18 protein-coding genes are annotated in these 21,583 nt (G+C 73.7%); 14 read left to right on the top strand and 4 right to left on the bottom strand.

Going from position 1 to position 21,583, the window contains the following annotated elements; genetic code table 11:
* Window positions 1-326 precede the first annotated feature (326 nt).
* Window positions 327-1,661, top strand: a complete 1,335-nt coding sequence (locus F7Q99_RS10965) for an MFS transporter (protein WP_153466052.1) — start codon at window positions 327-329, stop codon at window positions 1,659-1,661.
* Between the two features lie 52 nt (window positions 1,662-1,713).
* Here F7Q99_RS10965 and F7Q99_RS10960 read toward each other — a convergent pair whose 3' ends face one another.
* Complete coding sequence (locus tag F7Q99_RS10960; RefSeq protein WP_230210186.1) at window positions 1,714-2,250, bottom strand: GNAT family N-acetyltransferase; 537 nt, start codon at window positions 2,248-2,250, stop codon at window positions 1,714-1,716.
* 44 nt (window positions 2,251-2,294) lie between these two features.
* On the opposite strand from F7Q99_RS10960, the gene thpR reads away from it, so the two are divergent.
* Window positions 2,295-2,891, top strand: a complete 597-nt coding sequence (gene thpR, locus F7Q99_RS10955) for an RNA 2',3'-cyclic phosphodiesterase (protein WP_153461067.1) — start codon at window positions 2,295-2,297, stop codon at window positions 2,889-2,891.
* Window positions 2,892-3,135: 244 nt separating this feature from the next.
* On the opposite strand, the gene serC is transcribed toward thpR, so the two are convergent.
* The gene (gene serC, locus F7Q99_RS10950; protein WP_326846525.1) at window positions 3,136-4,254 is read right to left on the bottom strand and encodes a phosphoserine transaminase; all 1,119 of its coding nucleotides are present in this window, start codon (window positions 4,252-4,254) and stop codon (window positions 3,136-3,138) included.
* Window positions 4,255-4,409: 155 nt separating this feature from the next.
* Window positions 4,410-5,510 (bottom strand): citrate synthase 2, encoded by a 1,101-nt coding sequence (locus F7Q99_RS10945; protein ID WP_153461066.1) that lies wholly within the window; start codon window positions 5,508-5,510, stop codon window positions 4,410-4,412.
* A gap of 417 nt (window positions 5,511-5,927) precedes the next feature.
* Here F7Q99_RS10945 and pdxH point away from each other — a divergent pair, with 417 nt between their 5' ends.
* The 9 genes from pdxH to F7Q99_RS10900 all read left to right on the top strand — a co-directional run bounded on the left by pdxH (window position 5,928) and on the right by F7Q99_RS10900 (window position 18,502).
* A complete protein-coding gene (pdxH, locus tag F7Q99_RS10940) occupies window positions 5,928-6,560 on the top strand; it encodes a pyridoxamine 5'-phosphate oxidase (RefSeq protein WP_153466050.1) in 633 nt (210 codons plus the stop codon).
* Between the two features lie 143 nt (window positions 6,561-6,703).
* Window positions 6,704-6,907 (top strand): FxSxx-COOH cyclophane-containing RiPP peptide, encoded by a 204-nt coding sequence (gene fxsA / locus F7Q99_RS10935; RefSeq protein WP_153461065.1) that lies wholly within the window; start codon window positions 6,704-6,706, stop codon window positions 6,905-6,907.
* A 128-nt stretch (window positions 6,908-7,035) separates the two neighbouring features.
* Entirely contained in the window at window positions 7,036-8,427 is a 1,392-nt protein-coding gene (locus tag F7Q99_RS10930; RefSeq protein ID WP_326847192.1) for a TIR-like protein FxsC, read from the top strand.
* A complete protein-coding gene (gene fxsT / locus F7Q99_RS10925; protein ID WP_153461063.1) occupies window positions 8,417-12,430 on the top strand; it encodes an FxSxx-COOH system tetratricopeptide repeat protein in 4,014 nt (1,337 codons plus the stop codon). Before F7Q99_RS10930 ends, fxsT begins: the two co-directional genes overlap by 11 nt.
* 44 nt (window positions 12,431-12,474) lie before the next feature.
* Window positions 12,475-13,656: an FxsB family cyclophane-forming radical SAM/SPASM peptide maturase gene (locus F7Q99_RS10920; protein WP_153461062.1), complete on the top strand. Its 1,182-nt coding sequence runs from the start codon at window positions 12,475-12,477 to the stop codon at window positions 13,654-13,656.
* 4 nt (window positions 13,657-13,660) lie between these two features.
* Window positions 13,661-14,743, top strand: coding sequence for an aKG-HExxH-type peptide beta-hydroxylase (locus F7Q99_RS43110; RefSeq protein WP_153461061.1), 1,083 nt, complete (start codon window positions 13,661-13,663; stop codon window positions 14,741-14,743).
* A 282-nt stretch (window positions 14,744-15,025) separates the two neighbouring features.
* Window positions 15,026-15,211, top strand: a complete 186-nt coding sequence (locus F7Q99_RS10910; protein WP_153461060.1) for a hypothetical protein — start codon at window positions 15,026-15,028, stop codon at window positions 15,209-15,211.
* Between the two features lie 44 nt (window positions 15,212-15,255).
* On the top strand, window positions 15,256-17,646 hold the full coding sequence (locus F7Q99_RS10905; protein ID WP_153461059.1) for an FxsB family cyclophane-forming radical SAM/SPASM peptide maturase: 2,391 nt from the start codon (window positions 15,256-15,258) through the stop codon (window positions 17,644-17,646).
* A gap of 142 nt (window positions 17,647-17,788) precedes the next feature.
* Window positions 17,789-18,502, top strand: coding sequence for an aminoglycoside N(3)-acetyltransferase (locus F7Q99_RS10900; protein WP_326846524.1), 714 nt, complete (start codon window positions 17,789-17,791; stop codon window positions 18,500-18,502).
* 54 nt (window positions 18,503-18,556) lie between these two features.
* On the opposite strand, the gene F7Q99_RS10895 is transcribed toward F7Q99_RS10900, so the two are convergent.
* Window positions 18,557-19,300 (bottom strand): cyclase family protein, encoded by a 744-nt coding sequence (locus tag F7Q99_RS10895; protein ID WP_153461057.1) that lies wholly within the window; start codon window positions 19,298-19,300, stop codon window positions 18,557-18,559.
* Window positions 19,301-19,353: 53 nt separating this feature from the next.
* Between F7Q99_RS10895 and F7Q99_RS10890 the strand changes: the two genes are divergently transcribed.
* From F7Q99_RS10890 to F7Q99_RS10880, 3 genes are all read left to right on the top strand, one after another.
* Window positions 19,354-20,028 carry a UbiX family flavin prenyltransferase gene (locus tag F7Q99_RS10890; RefSeq protein WP_153461056.1) on the top strand — a complete coding sequence of 225 codons (675 nt, stop codon included), beginning with the start codon at window positions 19,354-19,356 and terminating at the stop codon, window positions 20,026-20,028.
* A 119-nt stretch (window positions 20,029-20,147) separates the two neighbouring features.
* On the top strand, window positions 20,148-20,606 hold the full coding sequence (locus tag F7Q99_RS10885; RefSeq protein ID WP_153461055.1) for an Lrp/AsnC family transcriptional regulator: 459 nt from the start codon (window positions 20,148-20,150) through the stop codon (window positions 20,604-20,606).
* 4 nt (window positions 20,607-20,610) lie between these two features.
* Complete coding sequence (locus F7Q99_RS10880) at window positions 20,611-21,573, top strand: threonine ammonia-lyase (RefSeq protein ID WP_153461054.1); 963 nt, start codon at window positions 20,611-20,613, stop codon at window positions 21,571-21,573.
* Window positions 21,574-21,583: the final 10 nt, after the last annotated feature.

Raw genomic sequence — 21,583 nt, 5'->3', positions numbered from 1 at the left:
AGTACCGCATCACCGCAGGACCGACCACCGACACCAGAAGCGCGACGGCCGTCGTACGGGCCGTCGCGCCGCGAGGGGAGAACACCGTGACACCGCCGGCCGCAGCCAGCGCCGCCGCCATCCGTACCGACGAACCGACTTCCGACCCCGCCGCGGCGAGCGCCGCGACCGCCGACGCCCAGGCACCCGCCCCGACGGGGCTGCCCGGCAGCGGCGACGACGACCCCGACGAACGCACCGCGGCGGACGACCCCGCCGCTCCCGGCCGAGCCCACCCGTCGCCCGCCACCACCCTTTCGGCGGCGCGCTCCGCGCGGCCCCCCTTGATGGCCGCCTCCCCGACCGGCGCCCGATTCACGCGGCCCGGGGGGATGTTCTCCTCCCTGCGCGTTCGCAACTACCGCTACTACTTCGCCGGCCAGGTGGTGTCCAACACGGGCACCTGGATGCAGCGGATCGCCCAGGACTGGCTGGTCCTCAGCCTCACCGGCAGCCCGCTCGCCGTCGGCATCACCACCGCGATGCAGTTCCTGCCGATGCTGCTGCTGGGCCTGTTCGGCGGGGTGCTCGCCGACCGGATGCCCAAGCGCCGGCTGCTGATCCACACCCAGGGCGCCATGGGCCTGCTCGCCGCGGGCCTGGCCGTGCTGACCATCGGCGGCGTGGTGACGCCGTACTACGTGTACGGGTTCGCTCTGCTGCTCGGTCTCGTCACCGTGGTGGACAACCCGACCCGGCAGGCCTTCGTGTCCGAGATGGTCGGGCCCAAGGACCTCGCCAACGCGGTCAGCCTGAACGCCGCCAACTTCCAGACCGCGCGCCTGGTCGGCCCCGCCGTCGCGGGCCTGCTGATCGCCGCGGTCGGCAGCGGCTGGGCGTTCGCCGTCAACGCGCTGTCCTTCGTCGCCGTGATCGGCGGGTTGCTCGCGATGCGCGAGTCCGAACTGCGCCCGACCGAGCCGATCGCCCGTGAGAAGGGCCAGTTGCGCGAGGGCCTGCGGTACGTGAAGGAGCGGCCCGAACTGCTCTGGCCGATGGTGCTGGCCGGGTTCATCGGCACCTTCGGCTTCAACTTCCCGACCCTGCTCTCCGGTTTCGCCTATGAGACGTTCCGGGTGGGCGCCGGGCAGTACGGCCTGCTGAACACCGCGATGGCGGTCGGTTCGCTGGCCGGCGCGCTGGTCGCGGCCCGCCGGGGCGCGCCCCGGCTGCGCCGGCTGGTGGGGGCGGCGCTCGGCTTCGGCGTGCTGGAGGTGGTGGCCGCGTTCGCGCCCGGCTACTGGACCTTCGCGGTGCTGCTGACGCTGACCGGCGTGTTCGGGCTGAGCTTCAACACCTCGGTCAACTCCGCGCTGCAGCTGGCCACCGACCCCGAGATGCGGGGCCGGGTGATGGGCCTGCTGGTGCTGGTCTTCACCGGCGGCACGCCGATCGGCGCGCCGATCGTGGGCTGGGTGACGGCCTCGTACGGGCCCCGGCTCGGGCTGCTGGCCTGCGGGCTGGTGTCCGCGCTGGCGGCCGGCACGGTCGGCCTGGTGCTGGCCCGCAGCGCGGACCTGCGGGTGCGGTTCGACCTGCACCCGGGGCGCGGCGGCCGGGTGGTGGCCTTTGTGCCGCGCACCGGTGTGACCACCAAGTCCGCTCTGGCCCCAGCCTGCTGACGATGCATCATGTCCCGGGGGTGGTCCGGACGGCCACCCCCGGCGCAGTACCTCAGAGGCGGATCTCCAGGACCTGGCCGGGCCAGACCCCGTTCGGCTGCTCGACCTCGAAGGACACGCTCTCGGTGAACCCGAGCGCGCGGTACTGGCCGACCAGCTTGCGGTCGGCGCCCGCGTAGCAGTCGACCCGCACCAGGGAGATGCCGCGCCGGCGGGCCTCGTCGAGCACGTCGGCGATCAGCGCGGCGCCGATGCCCGAGCCCTTGCGGGACCGGTCGGTGACCAGGTTGCGGACGTACAGCTCGCGCTCGTCCACGGCGGGGATGTGCGGGCCCGGTTCCTCGGCCACGACGCACGAGCCGACGGTGCGGCCCTCGTCGTCCACCGCGAGGCGGATCAGGAACGGATCGCGGCCGTACTTCGCGACGTGGTCGGCCCTGGCCGGGGTGGAGGTGAAGGGCTGGTCGCCCCACTGGCCGGTGCGGCCCTGGCCGGCCAGCCAGGCCACGGCGCCGTCGAGCAGGGCGAGGATGTCGGGGATGTCGTCCGGTCCCCCGGTGCGGATCTTCATGCCGCCTGAATCGATCATGGAGCCGTTCTAGCCCAAACGGCCTCGCGCGGGAAGATAGCCACATGAGGCTCTTTGTGGCGGTGCTCCCGCCGGTCGAGGCGTTGCAGGGGCTCTCCGACGCGGTGGCGCCGGTGCGCGGGCTGCCGGGGGCGGACCGGCTGCGATGGACGACCGTCGAGGGCTGGCACCTCACGCTGGCCTTCCTCGGCCAGGTGCCGGAGGACCGGCTGCCCGAGCTGGAGGCCGGCCTGGCCGACGTAGCGGACGTCCACCCGGCGCACCGGCTGCGGATCGCGGGGGCCGGCCGCTTCGGTGACCGGGTGCTCTGGGCCGGGGTGGAGGGGCAGACCTGGGCCCTGCGCCGGCTCGCCGAGGCGGTGTACGAGGCCACCGCGGACGTCGCCGGCGAGGCGGACCCGTTCCGGTTCCACCCGCACCTGACCCTGGCCCGGGCCGGCTCCTCGCGCGGCCACCGGCGGGCCGTCCAGCGGGTCGCGGCGGGGGAGCTGGAGGGGCTGGCGCTGGCGCTGGCCGAGTACCGGGGGCAGGAGTGGGAGGCCGCCGAGCTGCACCTCATGAAGAGCGAGCTGGACGGCGGCTTCACGCACTACGAGACCGTCCGCGCCTGGCCGCTGGCCCGCTGGGCGTCGTACCCGTAGCGGCCGGCCCGGCCCGGTCCGCCGCGGGCGGGGGCCAACCTCGCCGTCCGGTCGTGGGTGGGCCGGAGGTACGCTCGTTGACCGTGGATCCCAAGACTCGTATGCGTGTCGTGACCGGCGCCCTGGTGCTGCTGCTGGTCGTCGTGCTGATCAGCTCGCTGGTCAACCGGTAGCGAAAGGCCGGAGGGCCACCGCCTGCAGGCGGTGGCCCTCCGTCATGCTCGCAGTCGGTGCGCGCCGTCGCTCAGAGCTTTTCGACGACGTAGTCGATGCAGTGCGTGAGCGCCTCGACGTCCGCCGGGTCGATCGCCGGGAACATCGCGATGCGCAACTGGTTGCGGCCCAGCTTGCGGTACGGCTCGGTGTCCACGATGCCGTTGGCACGCAGTGCCTTGGCGACCGCCGCGGCGTCCACCGCGTCGTCGAAGTCGATCGTGCCGACGACCTGCGAGCGCTCGGCCGGGTTCGCGACGAACGGGGTGGCGAAGGAGGACTTCTCGGCCCACGCGTACAGGTGGCCCGAGGAGGCGGCGGTGCGGGCGACGGCCCAGTCGAGCCCGCCGTTGCCGTTCAGCCACTCCAACTGGTCGGCCAGCAGGAAGAGGGTGGCGATCGAGGGGGTGTTGTACGTCTGGTCCTTCGACGAGTTGTCGATGGCCGTCGGCAGGTCGAAGAACGGCGGGATGTAGCGGCCGGAGCCGGCGATCTCGGCGGCGCGCTCCAGGGCGGCCGGGGAGAACGTGGCGAGCCACAGGCCGCCCTCGGAGGCGAAGGACTTCTGCGGGGCGAAGTAGTAGACGTCGGTCTCGGTGATGTCGACCGGCAGGCCGCCGGCGCCCGAGGTGGCGTCCACCAGCACCAGCGAGCCCTCGTCCGTGCCGGCCGGGCGCCGGATCGGCATCGCGACACCGGTGGAGGTCTCGTTGTGGGTGAGCGCGTAGACGTCCACGCCCGCCTCGGCGACCGGCAGCGGGTGGGTGCCCGGGGCGGTCTTGATCACGCTCGGCTCGGCGAGCCACGGCGCGGCCTTGACCGAGGAGGCGAACTTCGAGGAGAACTCGCCGAAGTCCAGGTGCTGGGACTTCTCCCGCACCAGGCCGAAGGCGGCGATGTCCCAGAAGGCGGTGGAGCCGCCGTTGCCGAGGACCACCTGGTAGCCCTCGGGGAGCGAGAAGAGGCTGCTCACGCCCTCGCGCACGCGCCGGACCACGTTCTTGACCGGGGCCTGGCGGTGCGAGGTGCCGAGCAGGGAGGTCTGGGTGGCGGCGAGGGCACTCAGGGCCTCGGGGCGCACCTTGGACGGTCCGCAGCCGAAACGGCCGTCTGCGGGCTTGATGTCAGCGGGGATCTGGATCTGAGCCACGCGCGCAGCCTACCGGCCGGGGCCCGCCCCGGGGGATGTTCGTCCGCTCGCTGAGATGTGATCTTCGTGGCCCTCGGCAGCCGTTGACCGGGCCCCAACTGCGCGGACAGCGGGCCCGGTCGAGACCGGACCCGCTGCTCAGCGGTGGTGCGGGGTCAGTGGGAGATGGCGTCCCAGCCCTCGATCTCCTCGGGCCGGCGCGGGCCCGGGCCGATGTAGCGCGCGGCGGGGCGCACGAGCCGGCCCGTGCGCTTCTGCTCCAGGATGTGCGCCGACCATCCGGCCGTACGCGCGCAGGTGAACATCGAGGTGAACATGTGCGCCGGCACCTCGGCGAAGTCCAGCATGATGGCGGCCCAGAACTCGACGTTGGTGGCCAGCACGCGGTCCGGGCGGCGGTTGTGCAGCTCCTCCAGCGCGGCCTTCTCCAGCGCCTCGGCGACCTCGTAGCGCGGCGCGCCGAGCTCCTTGGCGGTGCGGCGCAGCACGCGGGCGCGCGGGTCCTCGGCGCGGTAGACGCGATGGCCGAAGCCCATCAGGCGCTCGCCCTTGTCCAGCGCGTTCTTGACCCACTTGGTGGCGTCGCCGGTGCGCTCGATCTCCTCGATCATGCCGAGCACGCGGGACGGCGCGCCGCCGTGCAGCGGGCCGGACATCGCGCCGACCGCGCCGGACAGCGCCGCCGCGACGTCCGCGCCGGTGGAGGCGATGACGCGGGCGGTGAAGGTGGAGGCGTTCATGCCGTGCTCGGCGGCCGAGGTCCAGTAGGCGTCGATGGCCTTGACGTGCTTCGGGTCCGGCTCGCCGCGCCAGCGGATCATGAACCGCTCGACGACCGTCTCGGCCTTGTCGATCTCGCTCTGCGGGACCATCGGCAGGCCCTGGCCGCGGGCCGACTGGGCGACGTAGGAGAGTGCCATCACGGCGGCGCGGGCGAGGTCGTCGCGGGCCTGCTCGGCGTCGATGTCCAGCAGCGGCTTCAGGCCCCAGACGGGGGCGAGCATGGCGAGCGCGGACTGGACGTCGACCCGGATGTCGCCGGAGTGCACCGGAATCGGGAACGGCTCGGCGGCCGGCAGGCCGGGGTTGAACTTGCCGTCCACCAGCAGGCCCCAGACGTGCCCGAAGGAGACGTGGCCGACCAGGTCGTCGATGTCGACACCGCGGTAGCGCAGGGCGCCGCCCTCCCGGTCGGGCTCGGCGATCTCGCTTTCGAACGCGACGACTCCCTCAAGCCCGGGTACGAAGTCGGACATACGACGGCTCCTTCAGTTCTGCGATCGGCGCTCCGCCGTGGTGGGGCGGCACGCCAGTGACCGATGGTGTTTGGCACTCGGTGCCAGAGTGTCAGGCACGGGGTGCATTGCGCCATACACCACCGTGGTGATGTTTCCCGCGGGCCCGCTTGACTTTTCCGCCGAGGGTCGGTCGCGCCCGGAAAATCTCCGGAACCGAACGCCCGGTTCCGGACAATTCACCGTACGACGGGCGGCCGAGCGGTGGCGAGTCACCCTATCTCCCACCGAAGGTTTGTCCGGAGGTAGCGGTGCCTGTTGCTTGTCGTACGGGATGATGTTGGGGTGCAGACCCCGGAACGCGCCCAGTCGACGCCCCTGACCCCCGCCACCCGGATCCTGGCCGACGAGGCCCGGCCGGGCCCGGACCTCACCGTGATGCGCAAGCACTACACCCACGAGGGCCTGGTCGAGGAGCAGCTCGCGCCCGAGCCGATCGGCCAGTTCACCCGCTGGTTCCACGAGGCGGACGACGCCGGCGTGGTCGAGCCCAACGCCATGGTGCTCTCCACCGCCGACGCCGAGGGGCGGCCCAGCTCGCGCACCGTCCTGCTCAAGGGCTACGACGCCCGCGGCTTCGTGTTCTTCACCAACTACGGCTCCCGCAAGGGCTCCGAGCTCGCCGCCAACCCGCACGCCGCGCTGCTCTTCCCATGGATCGCGCTGGCGCGCCAGGTCATCGTCCAGGGCCCGGTCGAGAAGGTCGGCCGGGACGAGACCGCCGCCTACTTCCGCACCCGCCCGCACGGCTCCCAGCTCGGCGCCTGGGCCAGCGAGCAGTCCAGCCCGGTCAGCGGCCGGGAGGTCCTCGAACAGCGCTACGCCGAGCTCGAACGCCGCTACCCCGAGGGCGAGGGCGTGCCCGTCCCGCCGTTCTGGGGCGGCTACCGGGTGGTGCCGGAGAGCGTCGAGTTCTGGCAGGGCCGGGAGAACCGCCTGCACGACCGCCTGCGCTACCTCGCCGACCCCGCCGCCCCCGCCGGCTGGCGGGTCGAACGGCTCTGCCCGTGAGCCGCCCGGCCCAGTCGTGGCGCGGCGCCCACGCCGAACTGACGGCCCGTCACGGTCATGTAGTACGCTGCCGGTCGCGGAGACCTGGGTCGACTCTTTCCGGCCAGCAACCCGCTGTGCCGGCACGATCGAGTGAGGGACTGATGGGCGTCACCGGTGCGGAAACCGCCGCGGGACTCGGCTCTGACCTGGTCGACGTCGCCGCCCTGCCGCTCGACGAGCTCGACGCCCTGCCCGACACCGTCCTCGGCGACCTGCTGCGCCGGGTCGTCGCGGACGCCCTGACACCCGGTGCAGAGCCGCTCGCCGCCTTCCAGTCCGCGCTGGAGCGCCGGCCCGCCCGCTGACCGCCGGTTAAACCCCCCGGGCCCACCGAATTCGCCAACTTCCCAGCGAAACTGGTGGAGTTCACGACATGCTGGGTATGAAACCAGCGCCGTCCGCGGCACCGTCCCGCTCGGGGGGAACAGTGTTGGTGCAGCCCTACTTCTTCTTCAGCTACGCGCGTCGGGACTTCGAGGCCGAGGACGCCTTCGTCGACCAGTTCTTCAACGACCTGAGGGACGTCCTCTGCCGGATCGTCGAACCGGCCGTCCGCGCCGACGAACTCGCCTACCGCGACACCGAGCAGCTGCGCCTCGGCGACGAGTGGGCCGCGCAGCTCGCCCGGATGCTGGGCCGCAGCCGGACCATGGTCGCGCTCTACTCGCCCGCCTACTTCGACAGCCTCTACTGCGGCAAGGAGTGGACCGCCTTCCGCGGCCGGATCCGGCGCCACCACGAGGACACCGGAGAGCTGGTCCCGGCCCTGATCCCGGTGCTCTGGGAGCCCGTCGAACCGGGCCGGCTGGCCGACGAGGTCACCAAGATCCAGTGGGCCCAGCCGGACATGGGCGACGCCTACGCGCGCCTGGGCCTGCGCGCCCTGCTGCGCACCGGCCCGCAGAGCGAGGCCTACCGGCAGGTCGTCAAGGTGGTCGCCGAACGCATTCGGGACGCGGCCCTGCGCAGGCTCGGCGAGCTGCCCGAGTTCGACCTCGGCGCGGTGCGCGGCTACTTCCCGGTCGCGCCGGCGGTCCAGCCCGCGCCCACCGCGGGGATGGTCCGGCTGTTCATCGCGGCCGGCAAGGCCTCCGACGCCGCCGCCGAGGGCGGCTTCCACGCCGGCGGCTGGTACGGGGCCAGGCCCTGGCACTGGGCGCCCTACCACCCGCCCACGCAGCCGTCCCTGGCGGTGCGCGCCCAGCAGGTGATCACCGCCGCCGGGCACACCACCACCCTGGAGGAGATCGACGCCGGCCTCGGCGAGAAGCTCGACCAGGCCCGCGAGGACAACCAGGTCAGCGTCCTGCTGGTGGACCCGTGGATGGCCGGCAGCGACCGCTACCGCTCCGCGCTGCGCGGGTACGACGACCAGAACCACCCGGTCACCGGCGTCATGCTCCCCTCCGGCAGCGGCGACCCGGCCGCCGGGCCGGAGCGCGACGCGCTGTGGCACGGCGTGCGCGGGGTGTTCCGGCGCAACTGGCTGCGCCGGAGCGACCCGGAGCACCTCTTCCGGGTCCAGGTGAACCGGGACAACTTCGACTCCGACCTCACCATCATGGTGACGGTCGCCCAGAACAAGCTCATGGACGACAACTTCGACTGGGGGGACGATGACGGCGGTGCCGCGTTCGGATTCGGCCCCGACGGCACGAACGGCCCGGTGATGCCCGGGCTGGCCATCCCGGCGGGGCCGCCCGGTCCGCGCCGGAGCACGCCTGCGCGCCCCGAACCGCGCCCCGGCCCGGGCGAGCTGCCCGGCCCGCGCCCGAGCCGGGACGACGCAGCGCCGCTGAGGGGAGACCAGGACGATGATCACTGAGCCCGGCGCAGGGCTGGAGCGCGGCGGACCCGGATCGGTCGTTACGTTCTACTCGTTCAAGGGCGGTACCGGCCGGACCATGGCCCTCGCCAACGTCGGCTGGATCCTCGCCAGCCGCGGCCTGCGCGTCCTGGTCGTCGACTGGGACCTGGAGGCGCCCGGCCTCCACCGCTACTACCACCCGCTGCTGGTCGACCCCGAACTCCACTCCACCGACGGCCTGATCGACCTGCTGCGCTCCTACGTCAAGCAGGCGCTGCCCTCCGCCGCCGGACCGACCGGCCTGCCTCCGGCGGCCTGGCTGGACGAGCCCGGCCGGCTGGACGGCTACATCTGCGGCCTCGCCCTCGACCTGCCGCCCGGCGGCCGGCTCGACTTCCTGCCCGCCGGCCGGCAGAACGCCGCCTACGCCGCCGCCGTCACCAGCTTCAACTGGCGCAGCTTCTACCACGGGCGGGACATCCGCGGCGGCGAGTTCCTGCGCGAGCTGCGCGAACGCTGGGCCCGCTCGTACGACTACGTGCTCATCGACAGCCGCACCGGCGTCAGCGACACCTCCGGCATCTGCACCGTCCTGATGCCCGACAGCGTCGTCGACTGCTTCACCTTCAGCGCCCAGAACATCCGCGGCGGCGTCGACGCCGCCCGCGCCATCGCCGAGGCCGAGGAACGCGCCATCCGCGTCCTGCCGGTGCCGATGCGCGTCGAGGACGCCGAACAGGAACGCCTCGAAGCCGGCCGCGACTACGCCCGGGAGGCCTTCGCGCCCTACCTCGGCCGCTGGCTCTCCGCCGATCGCCGGGCCGGCTACTGGGCCGACGTCGAGGTGCCGTACAAGCCGTTCTACGCCTACGAGGAGGTGCCCGCCACCGTCGCCGACCGGCCGCAGGAGGCGCGCAGCCTGCTCAACGCCTTCGAACGGCTCGCCGGATGGATCACCGACGGCCGGGTCCGCACCCTGCGCCCGCTCAGCGCCGAGGCCCGCCGCCGGCTCTACGGTGCCTACCTGCGCTCCGCCCGCGCGGTGCCCCGCCAGGTCTTCGTCAGCTACGCGCCCGAGGACCGGATGTGGGCCGAGTGGGCCGCCGGCACCCTCACCCGCTTCGGTTACCAGGCCTCCCTGCACAACGCCGCCGAGCCGTACACCGGCAGCCGGCCGCCGGAGGTCACCGGGCCGCTGGACGGCCAGGGCCGGCTGCTCGCCCTGCTCTCGCCCGAGTACACCGCGCTGCCCCGCGCCGCCGAGGTCTGGGAGCTGCTCAACGGGCGCGAACTCGCCTCCGGCTCACCGGCGCTGGTCGCCCTGCGGCTGCAGGACTCGGACGAGCCGGTGCCGCGCCCGTTCGTCGGCCAGGCCGCGCCCGACCTGGTCCGCTCCTCGGCGGTGGCCGCCGAGTCCCAGCTGTACGGCGAGCTCGGACCGCCGCCCGGCAGCACCCGTCAGTCCGACTCCGACAGCGGCGAGTTCGTCGCCCCGGCGCGCTTCCCCGGCACCGCCCCGCAGGTCCAGGAGGCGCCCTCGCGCAACGCCTCCTTCATCGGCCGCGGCAAGCTGCTCGAACTCCTCCGCAATCGCTTCACCGGCGGCCCCGCCGCGGTGCTCAGCCAGGTCCTCTACGGCTTCGGCGGCGCCGGCAAGTCGCAGATCGCCGCCGAGTACGCGCACCGCTTCAAGGCCGCCTACGACGTGGTGTGGTGGGTCCCCGCCGAGGAGCCCGCCAACATCCCGCAGAAGCTCGCCGAACTCGCCCCCCGGCTCGGCGTGCCCACCAGCGACGACGTCGCGCACACCGCCGCCGCCGTCCTCGACGCGCTGCGCCGCGGCCAGCCGTACCGCCGCTGGCTGCTGGTCTTCGACAACGCCGGCACCCCGGAGGAGCTCGCCCCCTGGCAACCGGCCGGCTCCTCCGGCGGGCACGTCCTGATCACCTCCCGCAACCAGGGCTGGGCCCGGCACGCCGGCCTGGTCGAGGTCGACGTCTTCCTCCGCGAGGAGAGCATCCGGCTGCTGCGGCGCTTCAACGCTGGCCTCTCCCTGGAGGACGCCGACCAGGTCGCCCACCGCCTCGGCGACCTGCCGCTCGCCGTCGGCCAGGCCGCTGTCTGGCTCCAGGAGACGTCGATGCCGATCGCCACCTACCTCGAACTGCTCGACGAAGAGCTCACCGAGATGCTGGAGCGCACCCGGCTGCGCACCGCCGACTACCCGCACTCCGCCGCCGCGACCTGGCGCATCTCCGTCGAGGAGCTGCGCCGGATGAACGCCCCGGCCGCCCAGATCCTGGAGATCTGCGCGTTCTTCGGCCCCGACGCCATCCCGATGCGGCTGCTCTACAGCCGGGCCGTCACCCGCGCCCTGCGGCTGCCCCCGCGCGCGCCCCGCGACAAGCTCGCGATCGGCGAGTTCCTGCGCGCCATCAACCGGTTCGGGCTCGCCCGCACCGATCAGGGCAGCGAGACCATCACCGTGCACCGGCTCGTCCAGGCCGTGCTCCGCGACCAGGTCGAGGAGGAGCGGCGGGCCGAACTGCGCGGCGTCGTGCACGCCGCGCTCGCCACCGCCAACCCCGGCGACCCGGACGTCCCCGCCAACTGGGCCGAGTACGCCGAACTCCTGCCCCACCTCTGGCCGTCCGGCGCCGTCGACAGCGCCGACGAGGACGTCCGGCAGTGGATCATCGACTCGGTCCGCTACCAGTGGAAGCGCAGCCTGCACGAGTCCGGCCGGGAACTCGCCGAGCGGACGCTGGAGCACTGGAGCCAGGAGGGCTACGGCGGGCCGGACTTCGACGTCGAGAACGACGCCCAGACGCTCATGCTGCGCACCCAGCTGAGCAACATCCGCCGCTCCCAGGGCGCCCTTCAGGAGGCGTACGAGATGGACCGGGACATCCTGGAGCGGTTCACCGCCACCCTCGGCCCGGAGCACTCGCACACCCTCGCCGTCGCCAACAGCCTCGGCGCCGACCTGCGCTTCCTCGGCCGCTACGACGAGGCCCGGGCGCTGGACCGGCGCACCCTGGACGCGGCCAGGCGCACCCTCGGCCCCGACCACCCGCGCACCCTGATGATCACCAACAACCTGGCCGTCTCCGACTACCTCGCCGGCGACCGCCGGGCCGCCCTCGAACGGCACCGCAGCAACTACCTCCAGCAGCGCGACGCCCTCGGCGCACACAGCCTGTACGCGCTGTCGTCCGCGTCGAACTACGCGCGCGACCTGCGCGAGACCGGGCGGCTGCGCGAGGCCCTGGACCTGCTGGAGGAGACCGTCCGGATCTACCAGCAGACCATCGGCGACGGCCACACCGACACCCTGCGCGCCCGCAAGAACCTCGCCGTCGCGCTGCGCCGGGCCGGCCGCTACAACGAGGCCCTGGAGATCGACGAGGACATCTACCAGCGCTACCTGGACATCAACGGCGCCGAGCACCCCGACACCCTGGCCGCCGCCACCAACCTGGCCAGCGACCTCAACGCCCTCGGCGACACCGGGCGGGCCATCCCGCTCGCCGAGCGCGCCCTCGCCCGCTACCGCGACTACCTCGGCGAGAACCACCCCGTGACCCTGGCCGGCGCCAACAACCTCTCCGTCTACCTGCGGCTGGCCGGCCGCATCACGGAGGCCCGCGAGCTGTCCGGGCGGACGCTGACGCAGTTCCGCGCCGTCCTCGGCGCCCACCACCTCTACATCCCGATCGCGATGATGAACCACGCCAACGACCTGGCCCTGGCCGGGGAGACGGCGGCGGCGCTCGCCCTGGAGCTGGAGGCGGCGCCGCTGATGGCCGAGACCCTGGGCCCCGACCACTACGACTCCATCGGCATCAACTCCAACCTCGCGCTGTCACTCGCCACGGCCGGGGAGACCGAGCGGGCCGCCGAACTGCGGGCGGACTGCATCCGGCGGGCCCGGATCACCCTGGGGGAGGAGCATCCGACCACGGTCGCGGTGAAGGCGGGACAGCGGCTGGACTCGGACGTGGAGCCGCCGCACGTGTGACGATCGCCGCTCCGGACGGCGCCGGGCTCGCTAGGCTCGCGGGCATGGTGCCGTTCCGGCAGTTCCTGCTGAAGATCCACAGCCGGTGCAACCTGGCCTGCGACTACTGCTACATGTACGAGGCGGCGGACCGGAGTTGGCGCGACCGGCCGCGCCGGATGGAGCTGCCGACGGTGCGCCGGACCGCCCGGCGGATCGCCGAGCACGCGGCCGGGCACGGGCTCGACGAGGTCGCCGTCGTGCTGCACGGTGGCGAGCCGCTGCTCGTCGGCGCGGCCCATCTGGACGCACTGCTGGGCGAGTTGGCGTCGGCCGGACCGCGGATCCGGTTCAGCCTGCAGACCAACGGGCTGCGGCTGCTGGACGAACCCGCGCTGCTCGACGTGCTGCACCGGCACCGGGTCGCCGTCGGCGTGTCGCTGGACGGCACCCGGGCCGACCACGACCGGCACCGGCTGCTGCCCTCCGGTGCGGGCAGCTGGGCCCGGACGGCCGAGGCGGTGCGGCTGCTCGGCTCGGCCGAGCACCGCGAGCTGTTCGCCGGGCTGCTCTGCGTCGTCGGCCTGGCGGCGGACCCGGTGGCCACCTACGAGGCGCTGCTGGAGTTCGCCCCGCCACGGCTCGACCTGCTGCTGCCGCACGCGACCTGGGAGGCCCAACCGGCGGGCGTGCGGCGGGCGTTGCCGTGTTCGCCTCCCTCCGGTGCGGAGCCCGCGCCGTACGGGGAGTGGCTGGTCGCCGCCTTCGACCGCTGGTACGACGCCCCCCGGCGGGAGACCGGGGTCCGGCTGTTCGAGGAGCTGGCCGTGCTGCTGCTCGGCGGCCGGGCGGCCAGCGAGGCGGTCGGGCTGGCGCCCGTCGACCTGGTGGTGGTCGAGGCGGACGGCACGATCGAGCAGGCGGACAGCCTCAAGGTGGCGTTCGACGGTGCCGCGGGGACCGGCCTGGACGTGTGGCGGAACGGCTTCGACGAGGCCGCCGCGCACCCCGCGTTCCGGGCCCGTCAGCGCGGCCTCGGCGGCCTCGGGCCGGTGTGCGCGGCCTGCCCGCTGGCCCGGGTCTGCGGCGGGGGCCTGTACGCGCACCGGTACGCCACGGGGGGCGGGAGCGGGGGTTTCGCTCACCCGTCCGTGTACTGCGCGGATCTGGACCGCCTGATTCGCCACATCGCGGGGAAACTGCGGGCGGACATGGCCGGGTTGGCCGGCGTCGGACGAGGAGGATGAACCGGTGGCGGGTACGGGCGAGGCGGTGGCGGCCGGGGTGCCAGGCGCGCGAGGGGCGGACGGTCTGCCCCGGCACGGGGTGGACCGGGCGACGTTCCGGGCGATCGCGGGCGCGCGTGGCGGGCCCGGGGCCGTCCGGCTGCTGCGCGCCGGGCAGTTGAGCAAGCGGGCGCTGCTGCTGCTGGCCCTGCGGCGGGCGGCGCCGGACGACGAGGGCTACCGCGAGGCGTACGCCGAGGTCCGGGCGCTGCAACGCGCGGACCGGGCGCGGTGGGAAGAGGTGCTGCTGCGGCCGGAGTTGGATGCCTGGGCGGCCGACTGTCTGCGCGGGCTGTCCGCCGCCGAGGCCGTTCCGCTGGGCGGGCTGGGCGAGTTCGTCCGGGCGGCGGTCGCTCCGACGGTTTCGTTGGAGTGTGACGGGCTGCGCTGGGTGCCGGTGATCGACCACGCCGGGCCGCGCCGGGTGGACTACGGGCGGCCGCCGGCCGGGCCGCTTCCCGATACCGAACTCTCGGCGTGGAAAGAGCAGTTGGCGCAGGCCTGGCGGATCCTGGTGCGCCGCCACCGGCGGCACGCGGAGGCGGTCGCGGCCTGCGTCACCGCGATCGTCCCGCTCCGGCCGGCCCCGGGCGGGGAGGCGGTCAGTGCCGCCGCCCGGCGGGCGTACGGCGCGGTGGCGGCCTCGCTGCCGGACGATCCGGTGCTGCTGGCGCTGGCGCTGGTACACGAGTTCCTGCACGTCCAACTCGGCGCCCTGCTCGACCTCGTACCCCTGCACGAGCCCAACGGCGCGGCCGTCTACCACGCCCCCTGGCGGCCCGACCTGCGCCCGGCCGGCGCGCTGCTTCAGGGGACGTACGCGCACCTCGGAGTCGCGGACTTCTGGTGCACCGAGGCGGCTGCGGGGGAGGGGGATCGGGCCCGTGCGGAACGAGAGTTCGCGTGCTGGCGGGCGCACACCCTGGCGGCGGCCGGAACGCTGCTGGGAAGTGGTGAACTCACCGTTGACGGGATGGAGTTCACGCTGGAACTGGAACGGTCCGTCCGCGGACTCGACGGGCCCGGCCCGGACTCGGAACGCATCTGAGGGCGCTTTGCGGGCCCGGACTCGGCACCCGGGCCCGAGCCCGCCGTTCGATTCGAACAGGTGCCCCCGGCATCGCACTTCGACGCGCGCTACGGCGAAGTGCGCGACCGCCGAACGGGTGAATTCTGAGGGGCCCAGGCGCCGCCACAAGGGGTCGACAAGCCATGGAGACCAACTTGAGATCCCAAGGTGCCGCGCTGCGGCCTCGCGGGCACTACATTGGTCGCAATCGGGTGGCTTACCCACCCTCGGCAGGCCCTAATCGCGCCTAAGGAAACGAATATGACACCGGTAACCAGCACCAGGCCGGCGGGCAACCTGACTGACACTCAGGAAGCGCCGGAGCGCCCCTCCCTCGCCGATCTGGCCGCGCTGGGCGCGGAGGAGCTCGCCGCCCGGCTGCAGCGCGCACTCCCCGGCGCGGATTCCGGCCTCGTGCCGGTCGCGGCCTTCAACTCCTCCATCTGACCGGCGGAGAATCCCGGCCGCCCCAGTCCGACCGAGCCAGATCCATGACGACGCGAATTCCGCCACCCTTGACGCAATTCGTGGTCAAGATGCACAGCCGGTGCGATCTCGCCTGCGACCACTGCTACGTCTACGAGCACGCGGACAGCAGCTGGCGCGCCCGACCGAAGGTCATCGGTGACGAGATCGTGGCCAAGGCCGCCGAACGCATCGGCGAGCACGCGGCCGCCCACCGGCTGCCCGCCGTCCGGGTCGTCCTGCACGGGGGAGAACCCCTGCTCGCCGGCCCGGACCGGTTGCGCCGCGCCGCCGAGGCGTTCAGGGCCGCCCTCCCGCCCGGCTGCGCCCTCGACCTGCGCATCCACACTAACGGCGTGCTGCTGAGCCGCGCCTTCTGTTCGTTGTTCGCGGAACTGGACGTCAAGGTCGGCATCTCGCTCGACGGCGACCGGGCCGCCAACGACCGCCACCGACGCTTCGCCGACGGGCGCAGCAGTCACCCGCAGGTCCTGCGGGCGGTCGCGCTGCTGAGCGAGCCCGCGTACCGGCACCTTTTCGCCGGGCTGCTGTGCACCATCGACGTCGAGAACGACCCGGTCGCGGTGTACCGCGCCCTGGCCGAACTCCGGCCCCCGGCCGTCGACTTCCTGCTCCCGCACGCCACCTGGGACGAGCCGCCGAAACGCCCCGCCGGGCAGGGGCCCGTGCCGTACGCCGACTGGCTGCTCACCGTCCACAGGCTGTGGGAATCGGACGGGCGGCCGTTCGCCGTCCGGACGTTCGAGTCCGTTCACCGGACACTGCGGGGATTCTCCAGCCTCACCGAATCGCTAGGCCTGGAGCCCTCCGACCTCGCGGTGCTGGAGACGGACGGGACGTTCGAGCAGGCCGACAGCCTGAAGACCGCGTACGACGGGGCGCCCGCCACCGGGCTGAACGTCTTCGCGCACAGCCTCGACGACCTCGCCCGGCACCCCGGCATCGCCGCCCGCCAGTCCGGCCTGGCCGGGCTCGGTGCGGTGTGCCGCACCTGCCCCGTCGTGCGCTCCTGTGGAGGCGGGCTGTACGCCCACCGCTATCGGAGCGACGATGGGGGAGGCGGCTTCGACAACCCCTCCGTCTACTGCGGGGACCTCATGACGCTCATCAACGGCATTGCGGGGAAGGGCGGTTCGAGCGGCGCCGGCGTGCCCGCGCAGGGCACCGAACCGCTGCTGCCAGCCGCGCTCACCTCGTCGCAACTCGACGAACTCGCCCGGGGATACGGGAGCGCGGACACCGTCCGCGCGCTCGCCCGCTCCCAACTCGCCCTCACCCGGGCGATGCTGGCCGCCGCCTGGGACGCCTCCGGGCAGGGGCGGGCCGAGGCGTGGTCGCTGCTGACGTCGCTCGACGCCTCCGCGCCCGCCGCCGTCGACACCGTCCTCGCCCACCCGTACGCGCGCGCGTGGGCCGCCCGGCGGCTCGCTGGGGACCTCGGCACCGGGCTCGGGCCGCTCGCCGCCCTCGCGGCGGCCGCGGCGGTGCGGGCCGGGCGGGGGGACGCCGCCGCGGTGCCGGTGCGCGGCGGGTGGCTGCACCTGCCGACGCTCGGGCGGATCGCCGTCCCCGACGGGGAGGCGGTCGTCACGGGCACGGCCGAGGGCTTCACCGTGCGGGCGGCCGACGGTTCGGTGTTCACGGCGCTGGACGAGCCGCTGTGGCGGATCCGGCTGGCCGGCGGGTGGACGGTGTCCCTGGAGGACACCGACCCGCTGCGCGACAGCCACGACCACCCGGTCTCCGACCGTCTGCCGGACAGCGAACTGCTCAACTGGACGGGCGCTTTGCGCGAAGCCTGGGAGCTGCTCGGGCGAGACCTGCCCCCGTACGCGGAAGGCATCCGGGCCGGCCTCACGACGGTGACCCCGTTGCGGCCGGGCCCGGCGGGCCGGGACGTCAGTTCGGCCGCCCGGCAGGCGTTCGGCGCGGTCGGCATCGCCCGGCCGGCCACGGCGCCGACGCTCGCGCTGCTGCTCGCACACGAGTTCCAGCACGTGAAGCTCGGCGCGGTGCTCGACCTGCTCGACCTGTACGACCGCGGCGACGACAGGCTCTACCTCGCCCCCTGGCGGCCCGACCCCCGGCCGCTCGAAGGGCTGCTCCAGGGCACGTACGCCCACCTCGCCGTCACCGAGTACTGGGGCACGCGCGTGCTCGCGTACGACGGTCTGGCGGGCGGGCCCGCCGACCGGGCACGGCGGGAGTTCGCGCTCTGGCGGCGGTACACCGCCGAGGCCGTCGAGCGGCTGGCCGGATCCGGCTCGCTGACCGCTCCCGGCCTGCGCTTCGCCGACGGCATGCGCACCACCGTGGCCCCCTGGCTCGCCGTACCCCTGCCGCCCGCCGCCGAGCAGGCGGCCGACCGGGCGCGGCGGGAACGCGCCACGGCCTGACGCCAATCGCCCCGCCCCGGGACTCCCTCACCCGGGGCCTCGACCCCGGGGAACCGTCATCCTCACCGAATCCCGCGCCGGCAGCGTCGCCGCCGCCTCCCTGGTCCGTGACTTCACCGAACTCGGCGTCCGCCCGGGCACGGTGCTGCACGTCCAGGCGTCCCTGCGTGCCCTCGGCCCGGTGCCGGGCGGTGCCGCCACCGTGGTGGAGGCGCTGCTCGAAGCCCTGGGCGAGCGGGGCACGCTGGTCGCCTACACCGCGACTCCCGAGAACTCCGCCACCTCGCGCATCCACCGAGCCGCCACCGCCGGTCTCTCCCCGGCGGAGGTGGACGACTACCACGCCCGGATGCCGAGGTTCGACCCGGCCGCCACACCGTGCTCGCCGACGATGGGCGTCCTCTCGGAGGCTATTCGCACCCACCCCGACGCCCTGCGCAGCCGGCACCCGCAGACCTCCTGGGCCGCCGTCGGCCCGCAGGCCCGCACGATCACCGAACACCACCCGCTGACGTCCCACCTGGGCCCCGAGTCCCCCCTCGGCCGCCTCTACGACCTCGACGCCCGGGTCCTGATGCTCGGCGTCCCGATGGACCGCTTCACCGCCTTCCACCTCGCCGACCAGCGCATGCCCGACGTCCCGCAACGCGAGTACCGCTGCGTGGGCACCGACGGCTGGATCACCTTCAAGGCCCCCGACCTGGACGACCTCCACTTCGGCGGCCTCGGCGCGGAGGTCCTCGCCTCCGCCGACGGCGTCACGACGGCTCATATCGGCACAGCCGAGTGCCGCCTCGTGCCCGTACGGGAGGCCGTCGACCTCGCCGAACGCATCCTTCGCCGCACCCGCGCCTGACGCCCATCTGCACGGGAGGTCGACCGAGCCGACTTCCCGCGCAGAGTTCCGGGATCAGCCCAGCCGGGCGACCGCCCTGACCGGTGCGCCGTCCGCCGCGACCAGCCGCAGCGGGAACAGCGACACCTCCACCGGCCGCCCGGCCTCCTGGGCGTCCAGCAGGGCCCGCAGGTCGGTCAGGTTCTCCGCGATCACGCCGCCACCGGGAGCGCCCAGCAGCACCCGGTGCGCGGCCAGGGTCGGCTCGTCGGCGACCGGCTGGTCGTGCTCGTCGGTGAGGTCGGCGAGCAGCGCGGCCACCGCCGGATCGCCGGGCCCCGGGTCGGGGGTGGGGTCGACGCTCAGCGCGTCCACGCCGACCGTCCGCACCCCGGCGGCGACGATCGCCTCCGCCGCGTCGGCGGTCAGGCTCGGGTGGGCCAGGTAGGCATCGGTGCCCCAGTGCCGGGCCCAGCCGGTCGCGAGCAGCAGGACCACCCCTTCGCCGGCCCGCTCCAGCGCGGGCGCGAGCAGCTCCGGCGTGACGGCCGCCCGCGGCTCCAGCCCGCGCAGGTCGGCGACCACCGCCGGGCCGGTGAACCGCTCCAGCGGCAGCCCGTCGAGCGTCGGCCAGGTGACGTCGACGTGGTAGGGCGCGTCCACGTGTGTCCCGGACTGCGAGCCGAGGTGCAGGGCCAGCACGTTCACCCCGGCCGTGGCGGTGGTGAGCGCGGGCTCCAGCACGACGGCCGGATCGCCGGGGTAGACCGGCATCGCGGTGGTCACCTGATGGGTGAGGTCTACGAGGGTCGCTGCCATGCCCCCATCCTCCCAGGGGGTGCCGGCGCGTGGAGCCGGGATAGAAATGCCCCATGGGAACAGACAAGCGTCAGCCGTGGGTCGTTGGGGTCTCGGGCGCGTCGGGGACGCCGTACGCCGCCTCCGTGATCCGGGCGCTGCTCGCCGCCGGGGAGTCCGTGGACCTGATCGTCAGCCGCGCCGCCCGGCTCACCATCCTCGACGAGACCGGCATCTCCTTCCGGGACGCCCACTGGCGCGCCGACCTGGCAGCCTGGCTGGGCACCGACGACGGCCTGGACGACGTCCGCTACTGGCCCGCCGGGGACTTCGCGGCCGGTCCGTCCAGCGGCTCGTACCCCGCCAAGGGCATGCTGGTGGTCCCCGCGACCACCGGCGCGGTGGCCGGGATCGCCCTCGGCCTGAGCAAGGACCTGCTCCAGCGGGTGGCCAGCGTCACCCTGAAGGAGCGCCGCCCGCTCGTCGTGTGCGTGCGGGAGACGCCACTCAACGGGGTGACGTTGAAGCATCTGGTGGAACTCGACGCGCAGGGCGCCGTCGTACTCCCCGCCTCGCCCGGTTTCTACGCCGGAGGCTCCACCGTGCGCGAACTCGTCGATTTCGTGGCCGGCCGGGTGCTGGACGCGGTCGGCGTGCCGCATTCCCTGTACCTGCGCTGGGAGGGCGAGTTGGGCGCGGCGGCCCGCCGGACCGGCGACGGCGCGGCGGCGTCGGCTGAGGGGGAGTGAGAAGGTCGGAGGCGGGAGAGTATGTTCTCTGCGATATCCGGGTTGGTCCCTGCACGGCGCCTTTGAATCCGGATAATGATCTGTGGGTCTGGTGAGGTTCGGAAGGACGCGGACGGTATATGGACACGGTGGACAGACAGCTCATCCAGGCGCTCCGGGAGAACGGCCGTGCGTCCTACGCCGAGCTGGGCCGGCTGGTCGGACTCTCCGGCCCGAGCGTCACGGACCGGATCAACCGCCTTGAGCAGGCCGGTGTCATCACCGGCTACCGCGCGACGGTCAACCCGGCCTCGCTCGGCTTCGGCGTCACGGCCCTGATCGGCCTTCAGCTGACCGACGCGGCCGACCACGAGGACGTCGCGTTCCGGCTGAAGGACCTCAGCGAGGTCGAGGACTGCTGGTTCATCGCGGGTGACGACTCGTACATGCTCAAGGTCCGGGTGGCCGACGTGGCGGGCCTGGAATCGGTGGTCAAGCGGATCTCGGGCACGAAGGGTGTGGCCCGCACCCGTACCACCGTCGTACTCTCCACGAAGTGGGAGAACCGGGTGAGCGAGCTTCCTCCCGAAGGAGAGTGACGGCATGGCACTGGTCGGTCTGGAGGAGCTGCGCGCGGCCCGGCAGCGGATCGCGGGAGTGGCCGTACGCACCCCGCTGGTCCCCGCCCCATGGGCGGCCGAGGGCGAGCGTCGGCTCTGGCTGAAGCCGGAGAACCTCCAGCCGACCGGGGCCTTCAAGACCCGCGGCGCCTACAACCGGCTGGCCGCGCTCAGCGCGGACGAGCGGGCCCGCGGGGTGGTCGCCCAGTCGAGCGGCAACCACGCGCAGGCGGTGGCCTACGCGGCCGGGCTGCTCGGCATCAAGGCCGTGATCGTGATGCCGGACACCTCGCCCGCGGTGAAGGTGGAGTCGACCCGCGCGTTCGGCGCCGAGGTGATCCTGGTGCCGCCCGGGGAGCGGGACACGCTGCCCGCCGAGCTGGCCGAGCGGCACGGTTACGTCTGGGTGCCGCCGTACGACGACCCGTTCATCGTCGCGGGCCAGGGCACGGTCGGCCTGGAGATCGCCGAGGACGCCCCGGCCGCGCTGGACACCGTCCTGGTGCCGGTCAGCGGCGGCGGACTGATCGGCGGGACGGCGGCCGCGCTCAAGCTCACCCGCCCGGACATCCGCGTGATCGGCGTCGAGCCGGAGCTGGCCGCCGACGCCCAGGCCAGCCTGCGAGCCGGCCGCCGGCTCGCCTGGCCGGTCGCCGACACCTACCGCACCATCGCGGACGGCCTGCGCACCCCGTCCGTCGGCGAGCTGCCGTTCGAGCACATCACCGCCTACGTGGACGACATCGTCACCGTCACCGAGGACGAGATCCGCGCCACCGTCGCCCTGTTGGCCCGCCGCGGCCGGCTCGTCGCCGAGCCGTCCGGCGCGGTCGCCCCCGCGGCCTACTTCCACCGCGCCGCCGAGACCGGCGGCCGGGCGGTCGCAGCCGTCGTGAGCGGCGGGAACATCGAACCGGCACTGCTCGCGGAGCTGCTCTCGGCATAGGCGTACGCTC

It is taken from the genome of Streptomyces kaniharaensis (assembly GCF_009569385.1).
GTDB classification, from domain to species: domain Bacteria; phylum Actinomycetota; class Actinomycetes; order Streptomycetales; family Streptomycetaceae; genus Kitasatospora; species Kitasatospora kaniharaensis.
The sequence above is the reverse complement of the archived record's forward strand: the minus strand, read 5'-3'. Positions and strand labels throughout refer to the sequence as shown.